Origin of the sequence: Bradyrhizobium cosmicum (genome assembly GCF_007290395.2) — a bacterium.
Lineage (GTDB): Bacteria > Pseudomonadota > Alphaproteobacteria > Rhizobiales > Xanthobacteraceae > Bradyrhizobium > Bradyrhizobium cosmicum.
In genome coordinates, this window is sequence record NZ_CP041656.2 from 1,281,147 (window position 1) to 1,301,626 (window position 20,480).

A 20,480-nucleotide genomic window follows, 5' to 3' on the forward strand; every position below is an offset into this window, starting at 1 on the left:
ACGCAACCACATTGATATCATGAATTTTTCCTGCACGGTTCCTTACTCACGCTTCGTTACATATGAATTTTCAAAAATGACACTGCGACGACGGATACCCATCGACAGAACGAATCGGTGATGTACACTTCCTCGTCCGGATCGAATCCAAGGTTCACCCCTACCGAGGAGGTTTCGAATGACAATTCAGGCACATCTGGTTGAATTGGAACGGAAGCACAAAACTCTCGAACACGAATTGCACGAAGCTCTCGTGCACCTTTCAACAGACGACCTGCAAATTGTTGAGTTGAAGCGCCGGAAGTTGATGGTCAAGGACCAGATCGAGCGTCTGAGGCACACCGGCGACACGCTCCACTAGTAACCCCCGTAACAGCGTAGAGTTTGGACCGTACCCTTTCAGGCAGGGGTGAGAGCTATTGCGCTCATCCCTGCTGCAGGGTGCGTATGTCGCGCGGCGATGTTTGCGCGGCGCCTAGATTTGCGCCAACTCGGCGACGTGATCCGCGATCGCGAGCGACGACGTCAGCCCCGGCGATTCGATTCCGAACAGATTGACCAGGCCTTCGACGCCATGATCGCGCGGCCCCTGCATCAGGAAATCCTGCGTGGCCACCGCCGGCGGCACGATCTTCGGGCGAATGCCTGAATAGCTCGGCATCAGCGCGCCATCGGGCAGCGTCGGCCAGTATTTTCGGATCGCCGGATAGAAGCGCTCGGCGCGTGATGGATCAACCTCGTAATCGATCGTCTCGATCCACTCGACGTCGGGGCCGAAACGCGCCTGTCCCGCCATGTCCAGCGTCAGATGCACGCCGAGTCCGCCGGGCTCGGGCACCGGATAGATCAGGCGCGAGAACGGCGCCTTGGCGTTGCAGCTGAAGTAGTTTCCCTTGGCGAGATAGGCCGGCGGAATCCGGTCGATCGGCATGCCATCGATGTGGCGCGCCACGTTCGTTGCCGAGAGCCCGGCGGCATTGACGAGCAGGTCGCATTGCAGCGTCATCGGTGCTTCGCCGCCCGCCTCGACTTCGATGACGCCGCCGGCCGCCTTGGCGCGGATCAGCGGGGTGTGAAACGCGAAGGCGGCGCCGGCGGCCTCGGCCTCGCCGCGCAGCGAGAGCATGTAGGCATGGCTGTCGATGATGCCGGTCGACGGCGAGAGCAGCGCAGCGTCGCAGGCGAGTGCCGGCTCCAGCGCGCGTGCAGCCTCGCCCGCGAGCAGTTGCATGTCGAGCACCCCATTGGCCTCGGCATGCGCCTTGATCGATTGCAGCTTCTCGGTCTCTTTCGGGTTGGTCGCGACGATCAGCTTGCCGCAATTCCTGTGCGGAATGCCGCGCTCGCCACAGTAGCGGTACAGCGCGTGCTTGCCGTTGACGCACATGCGGGCCATCCAGCTTCCGGCGCGGTAGTAGATGCCGGCATGAATGACCTCGCTGTTGCGCGAGGAGGTGATGGTGCCGATGGCCTCGGCTTCCTCGAGCACGATCACCTCGCGCCCGGCCTGGGCGAGCTTTCGAGCCACCGCGAGCCCGACCACGCCGGCTCCGATGACGACGCAGTCGACCCTATCCATGGTTGTGCAGAAGGCTCGCCGGAGGGGCCGGTCGGATCGGGTTGCCGGGCAAACGGGCCGCGCGGCCGTTTTTCATTAAGGAAGCATTTATCATGTCAGGGCAATTGCCGTATTTCGCGTCGCATTTTTCTGTTGCACGTACAGGCGTTTACCCGATCCAAACCCGCGAGGCCAGACAATCCGACGTTGAAATCGCGGGTGGCTGATGGCTGAGAAGAACTGGCATGTGGGCAGCACGCTACTGATTGCTGTGCAGGCCGTCGTGTGCCTGGCCGGCGCGGTCGCGCCTGCGCGTGCCTTTATGCTGTCGGACAGTCTGTCCGCGCCGGCTTTCGACAAGCTCGATGCCAACGTGGTCTGGGAAGCCCTGATCGGTGGCATCGTCGTCTGCGCGCTGCTGGCCGCGGTCGCCCTGTGGATCCATTCCTCGCTGCGCCGGACCAGGCGGTCGCAACTGCGCCGCAGCGCGTTCATCTCCTCGGCCATGAACAATCTCAACCAGGGCGTGGTGATGACGGATGCGGAGCGGCGCATCATGTTCTGCAACGATCGCTATCTCGAGATCTACGGCCTGTCGCGCTCGGATCTGTGGACCGGCATGACCGGCTACGACATCCTCGAGTTGCGGCGCAAGCGCGGCGTTCTCGGCGTTTCCGACGAGGATTTCTACGAGAAGGCGGCAAGCCCCAACGGCCTGATCACCGAACTGCCTGACGGTCGCGCCATCCTGGTGAAATATTTCGTGCTGCCGAACGGCGGCTCGGTGGCGACGCATCTCGACGTCAGCGAGGAGCGCAGGCTGTCGCGGCAGCTCGCCTCGACCAAGCAGTTCCTAGAAACGGTGCTCGACCACGTGCCGGCCTGTGTCGCCGCCAAGAGCATCGAGGACGGCCGCTACATCTTCGCCAACAGCGCCTATGAGCGGTTCTGGGGCTTTTCGCGCGACCAGGTTGTCGGCAAGAACGCGCGCGAGCTGTTCGGGCCCATTTCGGCGGCAAGCATCGAGGCCACCGACCGCACCGCGCTTCTGGCACCGGACGGGCAGTATCGCAACGAATTCGAGGTCGAGCGCGGTAGCGAGCGGCGCATGGTGGCTTCGATACGCATTGTGGTCCGCAACGAGCGCAACAAGCCCGAATTCCTGCTGCTGGTGTTCGAGGACATCACCGACCGCCGCTCGCTGTCGCAGGAGCTGGAGAGCACGAAGAAGTTCCTGGAGCTCATCGTCGACAACATCCCGGTGGCGCTGATCGTGGAGCAGGTCAAGGACGGCCGCTATCTGCTCGCCAACCGAAGTGCGGAGACGATCCTCAACCGCAGGCGCGAGGAGGCGACCGGCCTGACCGCCTCCGACATCTTCAACGCCAAGGAAGCCAAGCTGATCATCGCGCGCGACGAAGCCGCGATCAAGAAGCGCGGGATGATCTCCGAGGAGCACCCGATCTCGACCAAGGCCGGGCTGCGCCTGTTCCTCACTCGCCGCGCCACCGTGCTCGACGATGCCGGCGAGCCGCAATATCTGATCAAGACCCACGAGGACGTCACCGACCGCCGGCAGACCGAGTCGCGCATGGCGCACATGGCCTATCACGACGGCCTCACCGACCTGCCGAACCGCGCCGCCTTCCTGCAGGCGTTGAACCAGATGATCGAGGCTTGCGAGGGCACCGGCGAGGAATTCGCGGTCCTCTCGATCGACCTCGACGGCCTCAAGGAGGTCAACGACGTGTTCGGCCATGCGCTCGGCGACAAGCTGCTGATCGAGGTCGCCCAGCGCCTCCAGGACGTCGCGCGCGGCGGCCTGGTGGCGCGCCTGTCCGGTGACGAGTTCGGGCTCATCATCGACGGCAAGCAGCCCGAAGCGGGCCTCGCGCTGGCGCAGCATGTCGGCGAGGCCGTCACCCAGGAATTCCAGATCGACGGTCGGGCGGTCCGCGCCGGCGTCACCACCGGCATGTCGATCTTCCCGCACAATGGCGCCGATGGCGCCTCGCTGCTCGCCAATGCCGGTGCGGCACTGTTCCGCGCCAAGCAGAAGTCGCGCGGCACGATCAGCCTCTACCAGCCGGAGATGGACCAGCAGATCCGCGACCGCCGCGTGCTGCACCAGGACCTGTCGAACGCGATCAAGAACGGCGAGCTCTCGCTGGCCTTCCAGCCGCAGGGCATCGCGCGCCACAGTGTCGCCGAGAGCGACATCATCGGCTTCGAGGCGCTGGCGCGCTGGCAGCATCCGGTGCGTGGCCAGGTCTCACCGGCCGACTTCATCCCGATCGCCGAGGAGAGCGGCCTGATCGTCGAGATGGGCGAGTGGATCCTGCGCCAGGCATGCCGCGAGGCGGCGTCCTGGCCGAAACCGCTTCAGGTCGCGGTCAATCTGTCGCCGGCTCAGTTCATGCACGGAGACGTGGTCGGGCTGGTGCATTCGATCCTGCTCGAAACCGGGCTTTCGCCCGGCCGGCTCGAGCTCGAAATCACCGAGGGCGTGCTGATCGAGGATTTCGACCGGGGCCTCGCGCTGCTGCGCCGGCTGAAGGCGCTCGGCGTGCGTATCTCCATGGACGATTTCGGCAGCGGCTATTCCTCGCTGAGCTATCTCCAGGCGTTCCCGTTCGACAAGATCAAGATCGACCGCGCCTTCATCATCAATCTCGGCCGCAACCCGCAATCGGCCGCGATCGTGCGCGCCGTGATCGATCTCGGCCACGGCCTCGACATGTCGATCGTCGCGGAGGGTGTCGAGACGATCGACCAGCTTGCCTTCCTCGCCCGGGAGGGCTGCGACGGCGTGCAGGGCTATCTGCTCGGCAAGCCGCTGCCGATCGGGAAATATGCCGACCTCGTCGGTCGCGCCGAGACGATGGAGCTCGCGCTCAAGACCGGCTAATGATGGAGCGCTTCGCTCCCATTCGACGGCTTCATGGCGGATTACGACCTCGCGATCATCGGTGGCGGTCTGAACGGTGTCAGCCTCGCCCGCGATGCGGCTGGCCGCGACCTGCGCGTCATCCTTTTGGAGCAGGGCGATCTCGGCGGCGCCGCGTCCTCGGCGACGCCGCGGCTGATCCATGGCGATCTCTCGGTGCTGGAGCGCCGCGGTTTCAGGCGGGTGCACCGGGCGCTGGCCGAGCGCCGGACCTGGCTCCGGATCGCGCCGCATCTGGTGCGGCCGATGCGGTTCGTGATTCCCGCCCATTCCGAGGAGCGCCCACCCTGGCTGCTGCGCGCCGGCTTGTTCGTCTATGACAGCCTGACGAGTCGTGGCGGGCTGCCTGTCACTGCCACCCTCGACGTCACACATCATCCTGTCGGCAATGCGCTGAAGCGTCCGTTCGGCACGGCTTTCGAATATTCGGACTGCGTCGTCGACGATTCCCGCCTGGTGGTCCTCACGGCGCTCGACGCGGCCGAACGCGGCGCGGTGATCCGGACCGGGGCGCGCTGCGTGCGCGCCGATCGAACCGACACATGGAGGCTCGCGGTGGTCGACCGCGGCCATCGCCGCACGATCACGACCCGGGCGCTGGCCAACGCCACCGGCGGCTGGACCTCGATGGTCGCGGAGACCGTGCTGCGGCAACGGCAGCCCACGATGGCGGCCATGCAGATGAGCCAGATCGTCGTGCCCAGGTTGTTCGAGCATGACCACGTCTACGTCTTCCAGAACAGCGATGGACGGCTGATCTTCGCGTCCAGCTTCGCGCACGACTTCACGCTGATCGGGACGGTCACGCACGACTTCACCGGCGATCCCGCGATCGTGGCGATGGCGGGGGCCGACGTCAGCTATCTCTGCGACGCCGCCAGCCGCTATTTCCGCGAGCGTGTCGCGCCGACCGACGTGGTCCGCGCGGTCTCCGGCGTCAATCTGACGCTGGCATCCGCACGGAGGCGCGACGGCACCACGCTGTTCCACGCGCGCCGGCGCAAGGCGCCGCTGATCACGATGTTCGGCGGTGACGTCACGACGTCGCGCCTGCGCGCGGAGCGGGCAGTGACGCGGCTGACGCCGTTCTATCCGATGTCACCGCGCTGGACCGCCGGTGCGGCGCTGCCCGGCGGCGATTTTGCCTGGGACCGTTTCGACCTTGAAGTCGAACTCGCCTGCGACCGCTGGCGCTTTCTCGAGGAGACGCAGGCCCGACGTCTGGTCGCGGCCTACGGCTCGCGGCTATCGGCGGTGCTCGGCGAGGCGAAGACGCGCGAAGAGCTAGGCCCCGCCTTCGGGCCTGAGCTGACCGGCGCCGAAGTGCGCTATCTGATGGCCTGCGAATGGGCGCGCTTTCCCGAGGATATCCTGTGGCGCCGCTCCAAGCTCGGCCTGACCATGTCCGCGGCGGACCGGGATGCGCTGGCGGCGTTCATGGCGAGTGTGACGTGAAACGAAAAGTCCTGAACCGGTTGAGCAAAGGCCGATCGGCCGCTAGCGTGCGGCGGAATCGGGGTTGGCAGGAATATGTCTGAAGAGTTGCTCACAACAGGCAGCGCGGTTGGTGCAGCCGGCAGAGACGCGCATCCGGCTGCCGGCCAGCCGCTGCTGCGCATCGAGGGCGTCGCCAAGACCTTTGGCACCTTCCGCGCCGTGGACGGCGTCTCGCTCGACGTCAAGGCCGGCGAGTTCTTTGCGCTGCTCGGGCCCAGCGGCTGCGGCAAGACCACGCTGCTGCGCATGCTCGCCGGCTTCGAGGCGCCGGACGAAGGGCGCATTCTGCTCGGCGGCAAGGACATCGCGCAGGCGTTGCCGCACGAGCGCCCGATCAACATGATGTTCCAGAACTATGCGCTGTTCCCGCATCTGTCGGTGCGCGACAACATCGCCTTCGGCCTGAAACGCGCCGGCATGGCGCGTGCCGACATCGCCACGCGCGTGGCCGAGATGGTCGCGCTGGTGAAGCTCGAGGGGCTGGAGAAGCGCAAGCCCGACCAGCTCTCCGGCGGCCAGCGCCAGCGCGTGGCGCTGGCGCGGGCACTGGCACGCCGGCCGCAACTGCTGTTGCTCGACGAGCCGCTCGCCGCGCTCGACAAGAAGCTGCGCGAGAGCACGCAAGGCGAGCTGATGGAGCTGCAGCGCCGGCTCGGCATGACCTTCATCATCGTCACCCACGACCAGGAGGAGGCCATGACGATGGCGAGCCGGATCGGCGTGATGAAATCAGGCAAACTGGCCCAGGTCGCCAGCCCCCGCGAGCTCTACGAGGCGCCGCGCTCGCGCTGGATCGCGGAGTTCGTCGGCGACATCAATCTGTTCGACGGCGAGTCCAAATTGCGCGATGGCCATCGCCTGGTCATCGGCACGCGTGATGCGGGTTCGCTGGTGGTGGCCGAGCCGCGCGAACCGGTCGGCGGTGGAAAATTGGCGGTCGCGATCCGTCCCGAAAAGGTCAAGCTGTCGCGCCGGGGCCCGGTGAGCGAGGCCGGTCACGAGACGGCGATCAACCGGCTCGACGGCGTGATCGCCGACATCTGCTATCTCGGCGGCACCACCACCTACAAGGTGAAGCTCGATACCGGCGGGATGGTGCAGGCGTCCGTCGCCAACAGCGCGCGCCTTGATGTCGATGCCTACAGCCTGAACCAGCATGTCGTCGCCTGGTTCGCGCCCGACGACTGCATGGTGCTAATGTCATGAGCTCCCGCCGCATCTTCGCGCGGCCGGCGCGCTTTGCCGCGATCGCGCCCTATGTCTGGATGTTGCTGTTCTTCCTGGTGCCGTTCGGCTTCGTGCTGAAGATCAGCCTGTCGCAGACGGCGATCGCGCAGCCGCCTTACGAGCCGGTGTTCGACCTGACGGCGGGATGGGCAGCGCTGAGCGCGGCGTTTTCCGCACTGTCGCTCGACAATTTCAGGCTGCTTGCCTCCGACGACATTTACGTGTTCGCCTATGTGCGCAGCCTCACCGTCGCCATCACGGCGACTGCGCTGCTGCTGCTGATCGGCTATCCCATCGCCTACGGCATGGCGCGGCTGCAGACGCGCTGGCAGGCGGTGACGATGGTGCTGGTGATCGTGCCGTTCTGGACCTCGTTCCTGATCCGTATCTACGCCTGGATCAACGTCCTCCAGCACGACGGCCTGCTCAACCAGATCCTGCTGGCCCTGCATCTGGTCAGCCAGCCGGTGGTGTGGCTCTCCACCGACAGCGCGATGTATATCGGCATCGTCTATTCCTATCTGCCTTTCATGATCCTGCCGCTCTACGCCACGCTCGCGAAAATGGAGCCGGTGCTGGAGGAGGCGGCAGCCGATCTCGGCGCGCCGCCCTGGCAGGTGTTCTGGCTCGTCACCTTTCCGCTGTCGCTGCCTGGCGTCGGTGCCGGCGTGCTGCTGTGCTTCATCCCCATCGTCGGCGAGTTCGTGATCCCGGATCTCCTGGCCGGCTCCAACTCGCTGATGATCGGCCAGACCCTGTGGCTCGAATTCTTCACCAACAAGGACTGGCCGGTCGCCTCCGCCGCGGCGATCGTGCTGCTGGCGGTGCTGCTGGTGCCGCTGCTGCTGTACGAGCGGCTGCAGAAGCGTCAACTGGAACAGGGACGTTGAGCCGATGCGAAAGTCCTCCCGCCTGTCCCGCTTCAACATCGCCTCGCTCACGCTCGGGCTGGCGTTCCTCTATCTGCCGATCCTGATCCTCGTCATCTATTCCTTCAACGCCTCGCGGCTGGTGACGGTGTGGGGCGGCTGGTCGCTGCGCTGGTACCACGAGTTCTTCAACGACCGCGCCATGATCGAGGCGGCCTGGATGAGCCTCGAGGTCGCGATGTCCTCGGCGACGATCGCCACGCTGCTCGGCACGCTCGCCGCGGTGGCGCTGTCGCGCGGCGAGCGGTTTCGAGGCCGAACGCTGTTCTCCGGCATGCTCTACGGGCCGCTGGTGATGCCGGAAGTGATCACCGGACTGTCGCTGCTGCTGCTGTTCGTGGCGCTGAACGCCGAGCGCGGCTTCTGGACGGTGACCATCGCCCACACCACGCTGACGATGTGCTTCGTCGCGGTGGTCGTGCAGTCGCGCCTCGGCTCGCTCGACCGTTCGCTGGAGGAGGCCGCGATGGACCTCGGCTGCAACCCGGTTCGCGCGTTCGTGGCCGTGACGCTGCCGTTGATCGCACCTAGCATCGTCGCCGGCTGGATGCTGGCGTTCACGCTGTCGCTCGACGATCTCGTGATCGCGAGCTTCACCACCGGCCCGGGCTCGGCGACCTTGCCGATCCGGATCTATTCGGAGGTGCGGTTAGGGGTGAAGCCCGAGATCAACGCGATCTGCACGCTGGTGATCGGCCTGATCGCGATGGTCATCGTCATCGCCTCGCTCGCTTCGAAACTGTCGAGCGAGCAGGGCGAGAGCGCGGCGCCGCTGTAGCCAGGCCGTCATTGCGAGGAGCACTTGCGACAAAGCAATCCAGAGTCTCTCCGGGGATGCAGTCTGGATTGCTTCGCTTCGCTCGCGATGACGGGCGATTACTACGACTTCACCGCGCCCGCCGTGAGACCGCCCACCATGTAGCGGCGGAAGGCGTAGTAGATCGCGGCCGGCGGCAGCGCGTAGATGAAGCCGGTCGTCATCAACAGCTCCCACGGCGAATCGTCGGCGGCGAGGAAGTTGCCGAGCGCGACGGGGAGGGTGATCTCGCGGTCGTTCGACAGCAGCAGGAACGCGTAGAGATATTCGTTCCAGGCCAGCAGCACCGCATAGGTGCCGATCGCGACCAGCGAGGGCATCATCAGCGGCAGATAGACCAGGCGGAATATCTGCAGCGTCGTGGCGCCGTCCATCACCGCGGCTTCGTCCAGCTCGACCGGCAGTTTGTCGGAGGCCTGCTTGAGCACCCAGATCGCGTAGGGGCTGGCGATCGTCACCATCGCCAGGATCAGCGACCAGTGATTGTTGAGCAGGCCGTAATTGCCCATGGTGCGGTACATCGGCACGGCGAGGAACGCCGCGGGAATGAAATAGGTGAAGAGCGCAAGGTTCATCACCAAGCGTCCGCCCGGCACCTTCAGTCGCGAGATCGAGAATGCCGCGGCCGTGGCGATGACCAATGTCAGCACGCCGACGGTCGCGGCGATCACCAGCGAATTCCAGAACTGCGCATAGAAGTCGCGCAGGAAGTAGTGCTGCTGCTTGAATACGATCTCGAAGTTGTGCAGCGTCGGATGATCCGGCCACAGCTTGCCCGAGAACGCGTCTTCCTTCGGCGAGATCGCGAACAGGAACATGTGGTAGATCGGTATCATCGTCCACAGGAAGACGGGAATGCCGATCAGGAGCAGCCGCGCTTCTGTCGCGACGTCACGGAGAGAGGGGAGCTTCATCGCGACAACCGTTTCATCATGAAGTACATCAGCGGCAGGACGAACGGTATCGCGCAGACGATGGAGGCCATCGCAAGCGAGAGCTGGTCGAGCCGGAGATACCGGATGCCGAGCGTCGACAGCACATGCGTCAGATCGGCCGGTCCGCCGCCGGTGAGCAGATAGACGCTGTTGAAATCGCCGAGCGTCCAGATCATCGAGAGCAGCGTGCAGGTAATGTAAAGCGTCTGCATCGACGGCCAGGTAATGAAGCGGAATTTCTGCCACCAGCTCGCGCCGTCGACCTCGGCCGCTTCGAATAGATCTTGCGCAATCGCAAGCCGGCCGGTCATCAGGATCAGCGTCCAGAACGGCAGCGACTTCCAGATGTGCACGCCGATCGCCATGGTGAGTGCGACGGTCGGGTCGTTGAGCCAGTTCGGGCCATCTTCGCCGGTCAAGTTGAAGATGAGGTGGTTCACCACGCCCCATTCGGGATTGAACATGAAGCGCACCGACAGAATGGTCGGGATCGACGGCACCGCCCAGGGCAGGATGAAGATCACCGAAAGCCATTTGATCCAGGGGCGCTGCTGCGCGAAGAAGCCGGACAGGAACAGCGCGATCAGCATCTTGATATTGATGCCGATGACCAGGAAGATCAGCGTGTTGACCGCGGCGCGCGCGAAGATCGGGTCGTGATACAGCGCGACATAGTTCGACGGAGCCCGCGCCAACCACAGCCCGTAACAGACGGGATAGACCACGAAGGCGAGGAAGACGAGCAGATAGGGCGCGAGCAGAATAATGCCCCAGACCTGCGTCGGGGTCAGCCGCGGCGCCAGGGGCGGCGCGGGAATTGCCTGGTCGCCAGAGAGTGTGATCGCCATTCTTCAGGACTCTTTGAAAGAATTGCCGGCCGCACGAGGCGGCCGGTGTTAGCGTTTCGCCTCTCCTCGCGCTAGCGAGGAGAGGGAGAGACAGAACTTAACCTGCAACCTGCTTGATGCGGACGATCAGCTCGTCGACGGCCTTGTCGACCGGGACCTTCTCGCTGACGACCCGGTTCATCGCCTTGGCCCAGACGTTCTCGTTGTTGAGGATCGTGAACTTCCAGTTCTTGGTGAAGTCGAACGCCGCGGTGCCGCCGGTGAACTGGGCGTAGACCGCCTTGCGGTGCTTGTCGGCCTGCCAGAACGGGCTGGCCTGGCTTTCCTTCGTTACCGGGAACCAGCGGCCGAGCGCGCCCTCGATGTAGGGACGAACGTTTTCCTCCTGAAGCAGGAAGCTGATGAACTGCTTGGCCTCGGCCTTGTTCTTGGCCGCGGTGAAGACCAGCCCGGTCTTGACGTCGGAGCGGTAGCGGATGGTCGAGCCATCCGGCGCCTTCGGGAAGGACGCGGTGACGATGTCCTGCTCATAGGCCTTCTTGCCGGCGTCGCGCTGCTCCTGGGTCAGAGCCTGGTTCTGCGAATCCTCGAACCATTTCGCCGCGATCGAGATCGTGAAGTTGTGGGTCATCACGATGGTCTTGTTGTGGAAGGCGACGTTGTTGTCGGGATCCTTCCAGGTCGTGGAGGAGGGCGGCGTGCAGCCCTTGATATAGGTGTCGGTGTAGTCCTTCAGCGCAGCGATCAGGTTCTCGCGCACCTTGGGATCGTCGACCAGCAGCTTGCCGTCGTCGTCTACGAGCTTGACGTGATAGGCGTCCATGAAGGTGTAGAACGACTGGAATGCGTCGGTGGATTCCACGCCCATCGGCTGGCCGACGCCGTAGATGCGCTGGCCGGTGGCTTTGCGGATGCCCGGTTGCACCTTGTCGCACCAGAACGTCCAGTAGCCCGCCCAGTCGGTCGGGATGTCGGCGAGCTTGAAGCCGGCCTTCTCCAGCATGTCGTTCCAGATCTCGACATGCATGCTCTGCTGCTTCAGCGGGAAGCCGTAATAGGCCTTCTTCTTCGTGACGTCGTTATAGAGGATCGAGGCGTCGAGCGTGTTCTGCACGAACCGGCCCTTGATCGGCTCCATGACATCCGAGAGATCCTCGAGCTTGCCTTCATAGGCCCACTTGCCCTGCGCCTGCACGTCATAGGAATCGGAATAGGCCACATCGGGCACGGTGCCGGCATCGAGCGCGGCGACCGTCTTCGGAATCATGTCCTGGATCGCGTACTGCGACAATTCGACCTTGATGCCGGTCTTGGCTTCGAACTTCTTGATCGTGTCGAGCAATGCGTCGTCTTCGGAGCGGTAGAAGCCCTTGCCCCACCAGACCGTAATCGTCTTCTGCTGCGCAAATGCGGGTGCAGCGGCTGCGAACAGCCCGGCCGCAGCGACCGCCAGTGATACTGCGCCAATAACCTTGGATTTCACGATTTTCTCCCTCAAGCCGCCGGTGTTTTGACCGGTCGGAAAAACACTAGCGCAGGATGGTAGCGCAATCAACGCATCTTGTCGGACCCGGGTCGTGGGGTGCCGGTCCCGGGAGACGCTTAATGTGCGCATCGATCCAATCGCCGCATCAATTCGACCGAATCAATTCACAGCTGATCGGGCAGGACCGGACGATTGCCGTTCTCAGTTGGACTTCGCGTTCTCTTTGGCGTTGTCCGCCGTCGGCGATCCATCCTGCGCGGGGCGCTTTCCGCCGCCGGTGATGCGCTGCTTCAGAAGGTCGAGGAAGGGCGTGGCCGCGGGCGACTGGCGGATCAGGGCTTCGGGGTCGGGGAAGATCAGGGGATCGTCCCAGGGACCTTGCACCATGAAGGGCAATTGGAAGCCGGATGTGGTGTTGAGGCTTGCCACGCCCTTCATGTCGTATTCGCGCGTCGGCACCGAGGCGGTGCCGGTCAGCGTGATCTTCGCAGCCGGCCCTTCGATGCGGATGTCCTCGGCGGTCGCGACCCCGTCGGAGAATTTCACCGCGATGGTGAGGCTGTCGTATGGGGTCGTGCCGTTGCGGAAATTGCCGCCGCCCGACAGCGGCCGCCGCTCCAGCCGCTTCAGGAGCTGCTCGGCATTGAAGCCCGAGATCGCTCCGTCATGTCCGGTCACTGTGGCGGTGCCGTCGAGCGACTGCACGAGGCCGAACGGGCTCGAGCCGGAGGCGAGAAGTGAGACGTTGATGTTGCCGCGGCCGGACAGCTTGCTGAGGCCGAACAGTTCGGAAGCGCAGGCCTGCAGATCGACGTCGATGAACTGGAATTGCGCCTTGACGTCGGCCACGGTGTCGGAGCGCGCGATGCCGAACGAGCCCTTGGCGATGCCGCCATAGACCTGGGCTTCGCCGACCGAGAGCGCCAGCGTGCCGTTGCGCAAATTGGCGCCGATCGCGGTGCGGCCGAGTTTCGTGGGCCCGACCGTCAGCTTGGCTGCCGACAGGCGCATGTCGAGGTCGGTGGTCGACAATCCGTTGAGATCGAACAGCTGCCTGTTCCAGTCCCGCGCGCCGCTGGCGAGCAGGCGGAAGGTGGAAATGTAAGGCGTGAAATCGAGCGCGTCGGCGGCAAGCGTCGCCTGCAGCGTCTGCCGGCCGTTATTGGCGTAGGTCATCACGCCTTCCGCCGTGTTGCCGTCGAGCTCGACATTGACGTTGGTGAGTGCGATCGAGGGGCCTACGACATTGGCGCGTGCCTTCAGCGCGAAGCGGCCGAAGCCGCCGCTGCCGGGCTGCGGCTGGCCGGTCCAGCGCAGCGCGTTGCGCAAGGACGGGCTGTCGATCGTGACCGTGCCTTCCATCATCGGGCTGGTGCGGTTGGCGACGCTGCCGTCGAAGGCGAGCTTGAGCGGGGCACTGGCGATCCGCGCCTTCAGGCCGGAGCGGTCGCCGGAGAGGGCGGCGACGAAATCGGAGAAGCTGATCGAGCCGTCGACGCGCTCGCCGCGCCAGTCAAACTGTCCGGTCGCGGCGAAGGAGCGCGAGATCGAGGGCCAGGCCAGCGACAGGTCGATGTCCTCGAACTTCTCGGTGGCGTGGGTGGCTGCGTCCTCGTAGTTGAGCACGCCGTCCTGGATCCTGATCTCGGAGAACGACACCTGGTTGTCGGCGCCGGGCTTCATGGTGCGCGCGATGGTCTGGATGAACGGCGTCCAGTTGCTCTCGCCGTCCGGCTTCAGGCTGACATGGATGCGCGGCCGCAGCAGCGTGAGGTCGGCGATCTCGAACCGTTGCAGCAGCAGCGGCAGCAGCCGCAGGTTTGCGGTGAGAACATCGACATGGAGCGCGGGGTCGCCGGTGCCGCCGCCCTTCAGGCCGACGTCATGAAAAGAAATGTAGCTCGCCGGCAGCACCGAGATGTCGATCGCGCCGGCAACATTGAGCTCGAGCCCGGTGACCTCGCGGATCTGTGCTTCCACCGCCTTGCGCAATGCGTCGCGGTTGATGAGCCAGGAGGTCGCGATCAGGGCGATCAGCGCGACGCCGAGCAGCGCCGCGATCGGCGTCCCGAGGCGCTTCATTCCTTGGGCCATGGTCAATGGCATGTCCTGATCGGGTTGGTCGTTGGAGCCAGAAGGGCGGGCGGGAAACCTGCGCGCCCCACGCCCAACCCCCGCAACTTGATGGGTTTTCTTGTCGCTTTCAAGGCCACGGACGGTTCTGCCCACGGCATGGGCAGCTTCTAGCACCGGCTCGCGGAACGGAGAACCCGTATCATTGACGGCTTTGGAGGATTTCGCCTAATAATCGCCGCCAATAAGGCGCGACGCCTGCAAGCCGAAGGTTCAGTCGAGGTTTTTTGCATGAACAAGGTCTATCCCGACGCCAAGTCGGCTCTTGAGGGCGTTCTCAAGGACAACATGATGATCATGTCGGGAGGCTTCGGCCTCTGCGGCATCGCCGAGGAACTGTCGGACGCGATCCGCGAGTCCGGCGTCAAGGGCCTGACGGTGGTCTCCAACAATGCCGGTGTCGACGGCATCGGGCTCAGCCGCCTGTTGGAAACCCGCCAGATCAAGAAGATGATCTCGTCCTATGTCGGCGAGAACAAGCTGTTCGCGCAGCAATTCCTCGCCGGCGAGCTGGAGCTCGAATTCAATCCGCAGGGCACGCTGGCCGAGCGCATCCGCGCCGGCGGCGCCGGCATCCCCGCCTTCTACACCAAGACCGGCGTCGGCACGCTGATCGCCGAAGGCAAGGAAGTGAAGGAGTTCGACGGCGAGAAGTATCTGATGGAGCGCGGCCTGTTCGCCGACCTCGCCATCGTGCACGCCTGGAAGGGCGACACCGCCGGCAACCTCATCTACCGCAAGACCGCGCGCAACTTTAACCCGATGATGGCGACCGCCGCCAAGGTCACGGTGGCCGAGGTCGAGCATCTGGTTCCGGCCGGTGAACTCAATCCCGACCACATCCACACGCCCGGCATCTTCGTGAAGCGCATCATCGAGGTCGGTACGGCCAAGAAGCGCATCGAATTCCGCAACACCCGCCCGCGTCAGGATCGCGCGCCCGCGGCCGGAACAGGAGTTGAAATCTGATGGCCTGGACCCGTGAACAGATGGCTGCGCGCGCCGCGAAGGAATTGCGCGACGGCTACTACGTCAATCTCGGCATCGGCATCCCGACGCTGGTCTCGAACTACATCCCCGACGGGGTGGATGTCAGCCTGCAGAGCGAGAACGGCATGCTCGGCATGGGCCCGTTCCCCTATGAAGGGGAAGAAGATGCCGACCTCATCAATGCCGGCAAGCAGACTGTGAGCGAGCTGCCCTCGACCTCCTATTTCTCGAGCGCGGATTCCTTCGGTATGATCCGCGGCGGTCACATGGACCTGTCGATCCTCGGCGCCATGCAGGTCGCCCAGAACGGCGATCTCGCCAACTGGATGATCCCCGGCAAGATGGTCAAGGGCATGGGCGGCGCGATGGACCTCGTCGCCGGCGTCAAGCGCGTCGTCGTGGTGATGGAGCATTCGGCCAAGGACGGCTCCAAGCTTCTCAAGCAGTGCAACCTGCCGCTGACCGGCGAGCGGGTGGTCGACATGGTCGTCACGGATCTCGCCGTCTTCACCATCGACAAGCACGGCGACGGCGGCATGGCCCTGATCGAGCTCGCCGACGGCGTTTCGCTCGACGAGGTCAAGGCCAAGACCGAAGCGGAATTCCGCGTCGCGCTGAAGAACAGCTGAGATGTAGATCGAGATAGTCGTGAAATGGCCGGGCCTCGTCCCGGCCATTTTCGTTTGGGTGTGGGGGCACCTACGACCTCGCCGCCCAGACCTTGCTGAACCGCGCCGATACGCTCGCGACCCATGATGGTTCTTCCCGCACCAGGCGGAAGCCGAGATTGGCGGGCGGTACGCCCTGCGCGCAGCCGCCGGCGCGGGCATCGCGGATGAAGTCGGTAACATAAGCGCGGTGTGCGCCCTCGGCGACACGCACGCCGCAATTCACGGTCGGGCGGCCGGCATTGCCTGATACGTCGACCCGCGAGCGCACGAAGCAGGTCGAGGTCCATTCCCAGACATTGCCGGCGAGATCTTCGATGCCGTGCTCGTTGGCGCCGAACTTGCCGAACGGATAGGCCGTGGTGTCGGAGAGGTCGCGCTCGGATTCACGCTCATAGCGGCTGAGCCAGCGCTTCGAGGGATCGTCCGCGTCCACCGGCGCGCCGTCGTCCTTGAACTTCGAGCCCGCAGCAAAGGCCCATTCCGCGTCGCTGGGCAGGCGGTAGTGACGGCCGGTCCTGCGCGACAGCCAGCCCGCATAGGCCTCGGCATCGTGCCAGCTGACCTGCACGACGGGCCGATCGAGCGCGATCGCGACGCCGCGATCGAGCGCGCGGCAGGCGCCGTCCTGCACACAAAGCTGGTAATCGGCGGAGGAGACTTGCTCGCGCATGATGTGAAGGGGTTTCGTGAAACGCATCGCGCGCAGCGGCACCTCCGCCTGCTGCCCGGCGCGCGTGAAATCGCCGGCCTCGCGATAGGACAGGCTGCCCGGCGCCACTCTGACGATGGCAGGCTCGGTCGCCGTGCCGCGCACCGCGATGTCGGTGACCAGCGGTGCGACGGCGATCGGCCCTGCGAGTCCGGCGGCGCATGCCAGCGCCAGTTTCAGCTTGAATGCGATCAGCATGATCGTCCCCCGAAGAAAGAAGGGGCCGGTGATGACCGGCCCCTCGTCGCGTCTAGTTGGTCGAGGCCGGTATCTCCGCAGGCGCCTTCACCTGCATCATCAGATCGTCGTTCCACTTGCCTTCGACCTTGAAGTGCGCGGTGGCGCCGAGGTCGGCCGCCTCGATCAGGTTGTGCGTGACATAGGCGTAGATGCCCGGCTGCAGGAACTTGTACAGCGCAGCTCCCGCCGAGCCGCCGCGGATGAACCAGGTCTCAAGCCCGGTCTCAGGCGCGTTGGAGAATTTTCCGGTCTCCCAGACATAGTCGCCATGGCCGCCGATCAGATGCGGACGGCTGTCGCGATTGGCCTGCGAGTGCACGATCAGCACGTTCTCGCCGACATTGGCGGTCAGGGCGTTCTTGCCGGTGAGCGCGCCGACCTTGCCGTTGAAGACCACATGCGAGGGGATCAGCTTCTTCATCACCTCTTCGGTTTCGGTGAAGGCTTCGCCCGGCGAGTCGTAGGACTTGAAATTACCCTTCTCGTCCCGCGGCACGTACATGTCCTGCTCCCCGACATAGTAGACCTTGTCGTATTTCAGCGCGTGGCCCTTGCCGTCGTTGAGTCCGTCGCGCGGCAGCACCATCACGGCGCCGTTCATGCCGGAGACGACGTGCCAGGGGATCATCGGGCCGCCCGGCGCACAGTGATAGACGAACACACCGGTCCGCGTTGCCTTCCAGCGCAGTACGACCTGCTCGCCGGGATTGATCAGGGTGAGCGCACCGCCGCCAAGCGCGCCGGTCGCGGAGTGGAAGTCGATGTTGTGCGGCATGGTGTTGGTCGCGGGATTGACCAGCGTCGTTTCGACGTAGTCGCCTTCATGAACGACCATCAGCGGGCCAGGCATCGAGCCGTTGAAGGTCATGGCCTGAAAGGTGGTGCCCTTCTCGTCGATGACGACCTTCTTCTCCTCGATCGTGAGCTTGAACTCCATGATCTTGGGGCCCTGCTTGGTCGCCTGCTCGTGCGCATGCACGAACGGCGGAGCGACCAGCTCGACCTTCTGACGCGGCAGCTTGAGATCGTCGGCGGCGAAAGCGGGTGTCGCCAGCATCAAGGCGGTCGCGGCGGCGCTGATTAATGCGGCTCTGCGGGTGAACATCGGAAGCATCCTTCATCTGAAAGGGTTTTGATGACGGATGCAGTGTGCGCCGATCCCGGCAACGGTGTTTGTGCTGCGACAAGCTTCTGCCGGATTCGCTTCCGGTAAGATACTTAAGACGTTTGCCGAAGGTCGCATGACGATGTGTCAAAGACGATGCGAAAACACGACGGCACGTCGCTTGCGCCCACGGCAAGTCGCTCACGAGTTCGGTTGGCAATGGCTGGATGCGCCGGACTAGAGCAACTGGATTGCAATCCAGACCGTACCCCAGACCGCGAGTGACAGTGCGGCAAAGACGGCAACCGTGATCGCCAGAACGCGGACGATGGAGCTGATGCCGATCGCGGGCGCGGCGGGGACGGGACGAAATTCGTCGAAGCGGGGGATATGGCCGCGCACGCCGGTGAGCCAGAGAACGAGATCGAGCGCAAGCCACGCCATTGCCTATCTCCAGAGGGGCATTGATTGAACGTCACTATGGCTCCAATCCGGCGCTTAGACTTTGAGCGAGCGCAAGGTCGTCCGTCCGGAAATGGGTAATTTGGTGCCATCGGGGACCTGCCGCGTCATTGCGCGACGTTGATTTACGAATGGGTAAGACATGAGGACTGATCTCGCAGCGAGCTACGGCGAAGAGAGATTGCCCCGCTACACGAGCTATCCGACCGCGCCGCACTTTTCACCGGCGATCGGCGCCGACGCCTACGCCGGGTGGCTGTCCGAGCTTTCCTCGAGCGCCAGCGCCTCGCTCTATCTGCATGTGCCGTTCTGCCGTGAGATGTGCTGGTACTGCGGTTGCCACACCCAGATCGTCCGTCGCGACGAGCTCATCGCCGCCTATCTTCAGACGCTGCGCAGCGAGATTGACCGGGTCGCGGACGCCATCGGCCGCCGCATCAAGGTCGAGCACATCCATTTCGGCGGCGGTACGCCGACGATCATGGCGCCGGACGCGTTTGCCGAGTTGATGGCGGCGATGCGCCACGCGTTCTTCGTGCTGCCGTCCGCCGAGATCGCGGTCGAGATCGATCCGCGCACCCTGACCGCCGAGATGGTCGAGGCTATGCGGCTCTCCGGCGTCAACCGCGCGAGCCTGGGGGTGCAGAGTTTCGATCCCGTCGTGCAGCGCGCGATCAACCGCGTGCAGAGTTTCGAGCAGACCGCCTCCGTCGTCGACATGCTTCGCCGCGCCGGCATCAACGGGATCAACTTCGACCTGATCTACGGGCTGCCGCACCAGACCGTCGCTTCGTGCCTGGATACCGTGCGGCGTTCGCTCGAGCTTAAGCCCGACCGCTTCTCTGTGTTCGGCTATGCGCATGTACCAAGCTTCAAGAAGCACCAGCGCATGATCAACGACAATCATCTGCCCGACGGCCTGGCGCGGCACGACCAGGCTTGTGCGATCGCCAACGCGCTGAAGGAGGCCGGCTACGTGCAGATCGGGCTCGACCATTTCGCCCGTCCCGACGACGCCATGGCCGTGGCGTTCAAGGAGGGCACGCTGCGGCGCAATTTCCAAGGTTACACCACGGATCAGGGCGACGTCCTGCTCGGCTTCGGCGCCAGCGCGATCGGACATCTGCCGCAAGGCTACGTCCAGAACGAGGTGCAGATCGGCGCCTATGCGCAAAGCATCGCCAATGGCCAATTGGCCACCGCGAAAGGCTATGGGCTCACCGACGACGACCGGCTGCGCGCCGACATCATCGAGCGCATCATGTGTGAGTTCAGCGCCGATCTCGGTGACATCTGCGCCCGTCACGGCGCGGAGGCCGGGGCGATGCTGCGATCGGCGTCGCGCCTGAAGCCGCTGATCTCGGACGGCGTCGTCAGGCTCGACGGCGACCGGCTCGCGGTCGCAAGCGACTCGCGCTTCCTGGTCCGCAGCGTCGCCGCCGCGTTCGATGCGCATCTCGATCCGGGCAAGCAGTTGCACAGCAGAGCGGTTTGAACTCGCTCTCTCCGTCATTCCGGGGCGCGCCACTTGGCGCGAGCCCGGAATCCATTTCACCGCATAGTTTGTCGCTCGATGGATTCCGGGCTCGCGCTTTGCGCGCCCCGGAATGACAGCCGAGGATGTCGCGCCAGCTTGCGCTCCAACAAAGAAATGGCCGCCCGCTCCGCTATCGTCAGATCGGAACGGAGTTGCCCATGTCCTTCGGATCCGACGATCTGGTCGATGACATCATGCGTACGGCGCCGCACACGATCCGCGTGTTTCTCGCCTTCAGGATGGCCTGTGTTGGTTGTCCGATCGCGACCTTCCACACCGTGGAAGACGCCTGCCGCGAACATGGCATCGATCGCGACAAATTCCTCGCCGCGCTGTGCGAATGCGTGCCGGCGTGAGGCGGGCTGCAGTTCGCGCGGGACGCGCGCGGA

The 20,480-nt window shown here is 64.5% G+C and carries 18 protein-coding genes; 10 read left to right on the forward strand and 8 right to left on the reverse strand.

The window, feature by feature from the left end:
- Positions 1 to 178 precede the first annotated feature (178 nt).
- Positions 179 to 361 (forward strand): YdcH family protein, encoded by a 183-nt coding sequence (locus tag FNV92_RS05925; RefSeq protein WP_014439835.1) that lies wholly within the window; start codon positions 179 to 181, stop codon positions 359 to 361.
- Between the two features lie 114 nt (positions 362 to 475).
- Here FNV92_RS05925 and FNV92_RS05930 read toward each other — a convergent pair whose 3' ends face one another.
- On the reverse strand, positions 476 to 1,579 hold the full coding sequence (locus FNV92_RS05930; protein ID WP_143841734.1) for an NAD(P)/FAD-dependent oxidoreductase: 1,104 nt from the start codon (positions 1,577 to 1,579) through the stop codon (positions 476 to 478).
- Between the two features lie 205 nt (positions 1,580 to 1,784).
- Here FNV92_RS05930 and FNV92_RS05935 point away from each other — a divergent pair, with 205 nt between their 5' ends.
- The 5 genes from FNV92_RS05935 (at position 1,785) to FNV92_RS05955 (ending at position 8,936) form a co-directional block, all read left to right on the forward strand.
- Positions 1,785 to 4,466, forward strand: a complete 2,682-nt coding sequence (locus tag FNV92_RS05935) for a sensor domain-containing protein (RefSeq protein ID WP_143841733.1) — start codon at positions 1,785 to 1,787, stop codon at positions 4,464 to 4,466.
- Between the two features lie 33 nt (positions 4,467 to 4,499).
- Entirely contained in the window at positions 4,500 to 5,960 is a 1,461-nt protein-coding gene (locus FNV92_RS05940; RefSeq protein ID WP_143841732.1) for a glycerol-3-phosphate dehydrogenase, read from the forward strand.
- 75 nt (positions 5,961 to 6,035) lie between these two features.
- Positions 6,036 to 7,208 (forward strand): ABC transporter ATP-binding protein, encoded by a 1,173-nt coding sequence (locus FNV92_RS05945; RefSeq protein ID WP_143841731.1) that lies wholly within the window; start codon positions 6,036 to 6,038, stop codon positions 7,206 to 7,208.
- Positions 7,205 to 8,119 (forward strand): ABC transporter permease, encoded by a 915-nt coding sequence (locus tag FNV92_RS05950; RefSeq protein ID WP_143841730.1) that lies wholly within the window; start codon positions 7,205 to 7,207, stop codon positions 8,117 to 8,119. Before FNV92_RS05945 ends, FNV92_RS05950 begins: the two co-directional genes overlap by 4 nt.
- A 4-nt stretch (positions 8,120 to 8,123) precedes the next feature.
- Positions 8,124 to 8,936 carry an ABC transporter permease gene (locus FNV92_RS05955; RefSeq protein WP_143841729.1) on the forward strand — a complete coding sequence of 271 codons (813 nt, stop codon included), beginning with the start codon at positions 8,124 to 8,126 and terminating at the stop codon, positions 8,934 to 8,936.
- Positions 8,937 to 9,037: 101 nt separating this feature from the next.
- On the opposite strand, the gene FNV92_RS05960 is transcribed toward FNV92_RS05955, so the two are convergent.
- The 4 genes from FNV92_RS05960 to FNV92_RS05975 form a co-directional block, all read right to left on the reverse strand.
- On the reverse strand, positions 9,038 to 9,889 hold the full coding sequence (locus tag FNV92_RS05960) for a carbohydrate ABC transporter permease (protein WP_143841728.1): 852 nt from the start codon (positions 9,887 to 9,889) through the stop codon (positions 9,038 to 9,040).
- Complete coding sequence (locus FNV92_RS05965; RefSeq protein ID WP_014439844.1) at positions 9,886 to 10,758, reverse strand: carbohydrate ABC transporter permease; 873 nt, start codon at positions 10,756 to 10,758, stop codon at positions 9,886 to 9,888. The genes FNV92_RS05960 and FNV92_RS05965 overlap by 4 nt, the downstream gene beginning before the upstream one ends.
- A 97-nt stretch (positions 10,759 to 10,855) precedes the next feature.
- Positions 10,856 to 12,241 (reverse strand): ABC transporter substrate-binding protein, encoded by a 1,386-nt coding sequence (locus tag FNV92_RS05970; RefSeq protein ID WP_143841727.1) that lies wholly within the window; start codon positions 12,239 to 12,241, stop codon positions 10,856 to 10,858.
- A 204-nt stretch (positions 12,242 to 12,445) separates the two neighbouring features.
- On the reverse strand, positions 12,446 to 14,338 hold the full coding sequence (locus FNV92_RS05975) for an AsmA family protein (RefSeq protein WP_168213763.1): 1,893 nt from the start codon (positions 14,336 to 14,338) through the stop codon (positions 12,446 to 12,448).
- A gap of 270 nt (positions 14,339 to 14,608) precedes the next feature.
- On the opposite strand from FNV92_RS05975, the gene FNV92_RS05980 reads away from it, so the two are divergent.
- Both FNV92_RS05980 and FNV92_RS05985 read left to right on the forward strand, forming a co-directional pair.
- Positions 14,609 to 15,346, forward strand: a complete 738-nt coding sequence (locus FNV92_RS05980; protein ID WP_014439847.1) for a CoA transferase subunit A — start codon at positions 14,609 to 14,611, stop codon at positions 15,344 to 15,346.
- The gene (locus FNV92_RS05985) at positions 15,346 to 15,996 is read left to right on the forward strand and encodes a CoA transferase subunit B (RefSeq protein ID WP_014439848.1); all 651 of its coding nucleotides are present in this window, start codon (positions 15,346 to 15,348) and stop codon (positions 15,994 to 15,996) included. The genes FNV92_RS05980 and FNV92_RS05985 overlap by 1 nt, the downstream gene beginning before the upstream one ends.
- A gap of 70 nt (positions 15,997 to 16,066) precedes the next feature.
- On the opposite strand, the gene FNV92_RS05990 is transcribed toward FNV92_RS05985, so the two are convergent.
- The 3 genes from FNV92_RS05990 to FNV92_RS06000 all read right to left on the reverse strand — a co-directional run bounded on the left by FNV92_RS05990 (position 16,067) and on the right by FNV92_RS06000 (position 18,536).
- Complete coding sequence (locus FNV92_RS05990) at positions 16,067 to 16,945, reverse strand: SUMF1/EgtB/PvdO family nonheme iron enzyme (RefSeq protein ID WP_143841725.1); 879 nt, start codon at positions 16,943 to 16,945, stop codon at positions 16,067 to 16,069.
- Between the two features lie 52 nt (positions 16,946 to 16,997).
- Positions 16,998 to 18,092 (reverse strand): copper-containing nitrite reductase, encoded by a 1,095-nt coding sequence (gene nirK, locus FNV92_RS05995; protein ID WP_014439850.1) that lies wholly within the window; start codon positions 18,090 to 18,092, stop codon positions 16,998 to 17,000.
- 237 nt (positions 18,093 to 18,329) lie between these two features.
- Entirely contained in the window at positions 18,330 to 18,536 is a 207-nt protein-coding gene (locus FNV92_RS06000) for a hypothetical protein (RefSeq protein WP_143841723.1), read from the reverse strand.
- 160 nt (positions 18,537 to 18,696) lie between these two features.
- On the opposite strand from FNV92_RS06000, the gene hemN reads away from it, so the two are divergent.
- On the forward strand, positions 18,697 to 20,049 hold the full coding sequence (gene hemN / locus FNV92_RS06005; protein ID WP_143841722.1) for an oxygen-independent coproporphyrinogen III oxidase: 1,353 nt from the start codon (positions 18,697 to 18,699) through the stop codon (positions 20,047 to 20,049).
- A gap of 200 nt (positions 20,050 to 20,249) precedes the next feature.
- Complete coding sequence (locus FNV92_RS06010) at positions 20,250 to 20,447, forward strand: DUF1858 domain-containing protein (protein WP_014439853.1); 198 nt, start codon at positions 20,250 to 20,252, stop codon at positions 20,445 to 20,447.
- The last annotated feature ends 33 nt before the right edge of the window (positions 20,448 to 20,480 follow it).

Coding starts and splice junctions, on each gene's coding strand:
- FNV92_RS05925 (WP_014439835.1), top strand. CDS start 179: ATGACAATTCAGGCACATCTGGTTGAATTGGAACGGAAGCACAAAACT.
- FNV92_RS05930 (WP_143841734.1), bottom strand. CDS start 1,579: ATGGATAGGGTCGACTGCGTCGTCATCGGAGCCGGCGTGGTCGGGCTC.
- FNV92_RS05935 (WP_143841733.1), top strand. CDS start 1,785: ATGGCTGAGAAGAACTGGCATGTGGGCAGCACGCTACTGATTGCTGTG.
- FNV92_RS05940 (WP_143841732.1), top strand. CDS start 4,500: ATGGCGGATTACGACCTCGCGATCATCGGTGGCGGTCTGAACGGTGTC.
- FNV92_RS05945 (WP_143841731.1), top strand. CDS start 6,036: ATGTCTGAAGAGTTGCTCACAACAGGCAGCGCGGTTGGTGCAGCCGGC.
- FNV92_RS05950 (WP_143841730.1), top strand. CDS start 7,205: ATGAGCTCCCGCCGCATCTTCGCGCGGCCGGCGCGCTTTGCCGCGATC.
- FNV92_RS05955 (WP_143841729.1), top strand. CDS start 8,124: ATGCGAAAGTCCTCCCGCCTGTCCCGCTTCAACATCGCCTCGCTCACG.
- FNV92_RS05960 (WP_143841728.1), bottom strand. CDS start 9,889: ATGAAGCTCCCCTCTCTCCGTGACGTCGCGACAGAAGCGCGGCTGCTC.
- FNV92_RS05965 (WP_014439844.1), bottom strand. CDS start 10,758: ATGGCGATCACACTCTCTGGCGACCAGGCAATTCCCGCGCCGCCCCTG.
- FNV92_RS05975 (WP_168213763.1), bottom strand. CDS start 14,338: ATGGCCCAAGGAATGAAGCGCCTCGGGACGCCGATCGCGGCGCTGCTC.
- FNV92_RS05980 (WP_014439847.1), top strand. CDS start 14,609: ATGAACAAGGTCTATCCCGACGCCAAGTCGGCTCTTGAGGGCGTTCTC.
- FNV92_RS05985 (WP_014439848.1), top strand. CDS start 15,346: ATGGCCTGGACCCGTGAACAGATGGCTGCGCGCGCCGCGAAGGAATTG.
- FNV92_RS05990 (WP_143841725.1), bottom strand. CDS start 16,945: ATGCTGATCGCATTCAAGCTGAAACTGGCGCTGGCATGCGCCGCCGGA.
- nirK (WP_014439850.1), bottom strand. CDS start 18,092: ATGTTCACCCGCAGAGCCGCATTAATCAGCGCCGCCGCGACCGCCTTG.
- FNV92_RS06000 (WP_143841723.1), bottom strand. CDS start 18,536: ATGGCGTGGCTTGCGCTCGATCTCGTTCTCTGGCTCACCGGCGTGCGC.
- hemN (WP_143841722.1), top strand. CDS start 18,697: ATGAGGACTGATCTCGCAGCGAGCTACGGCGAAGAGAGATTGCCCCGC.
- FNV92_RS06010 (WP_014439853.1), top strand. CDS start 20,250: ATGTCCTTCGGATCCGACGATCTGGTCGATGACATCATGCGTACGGCG.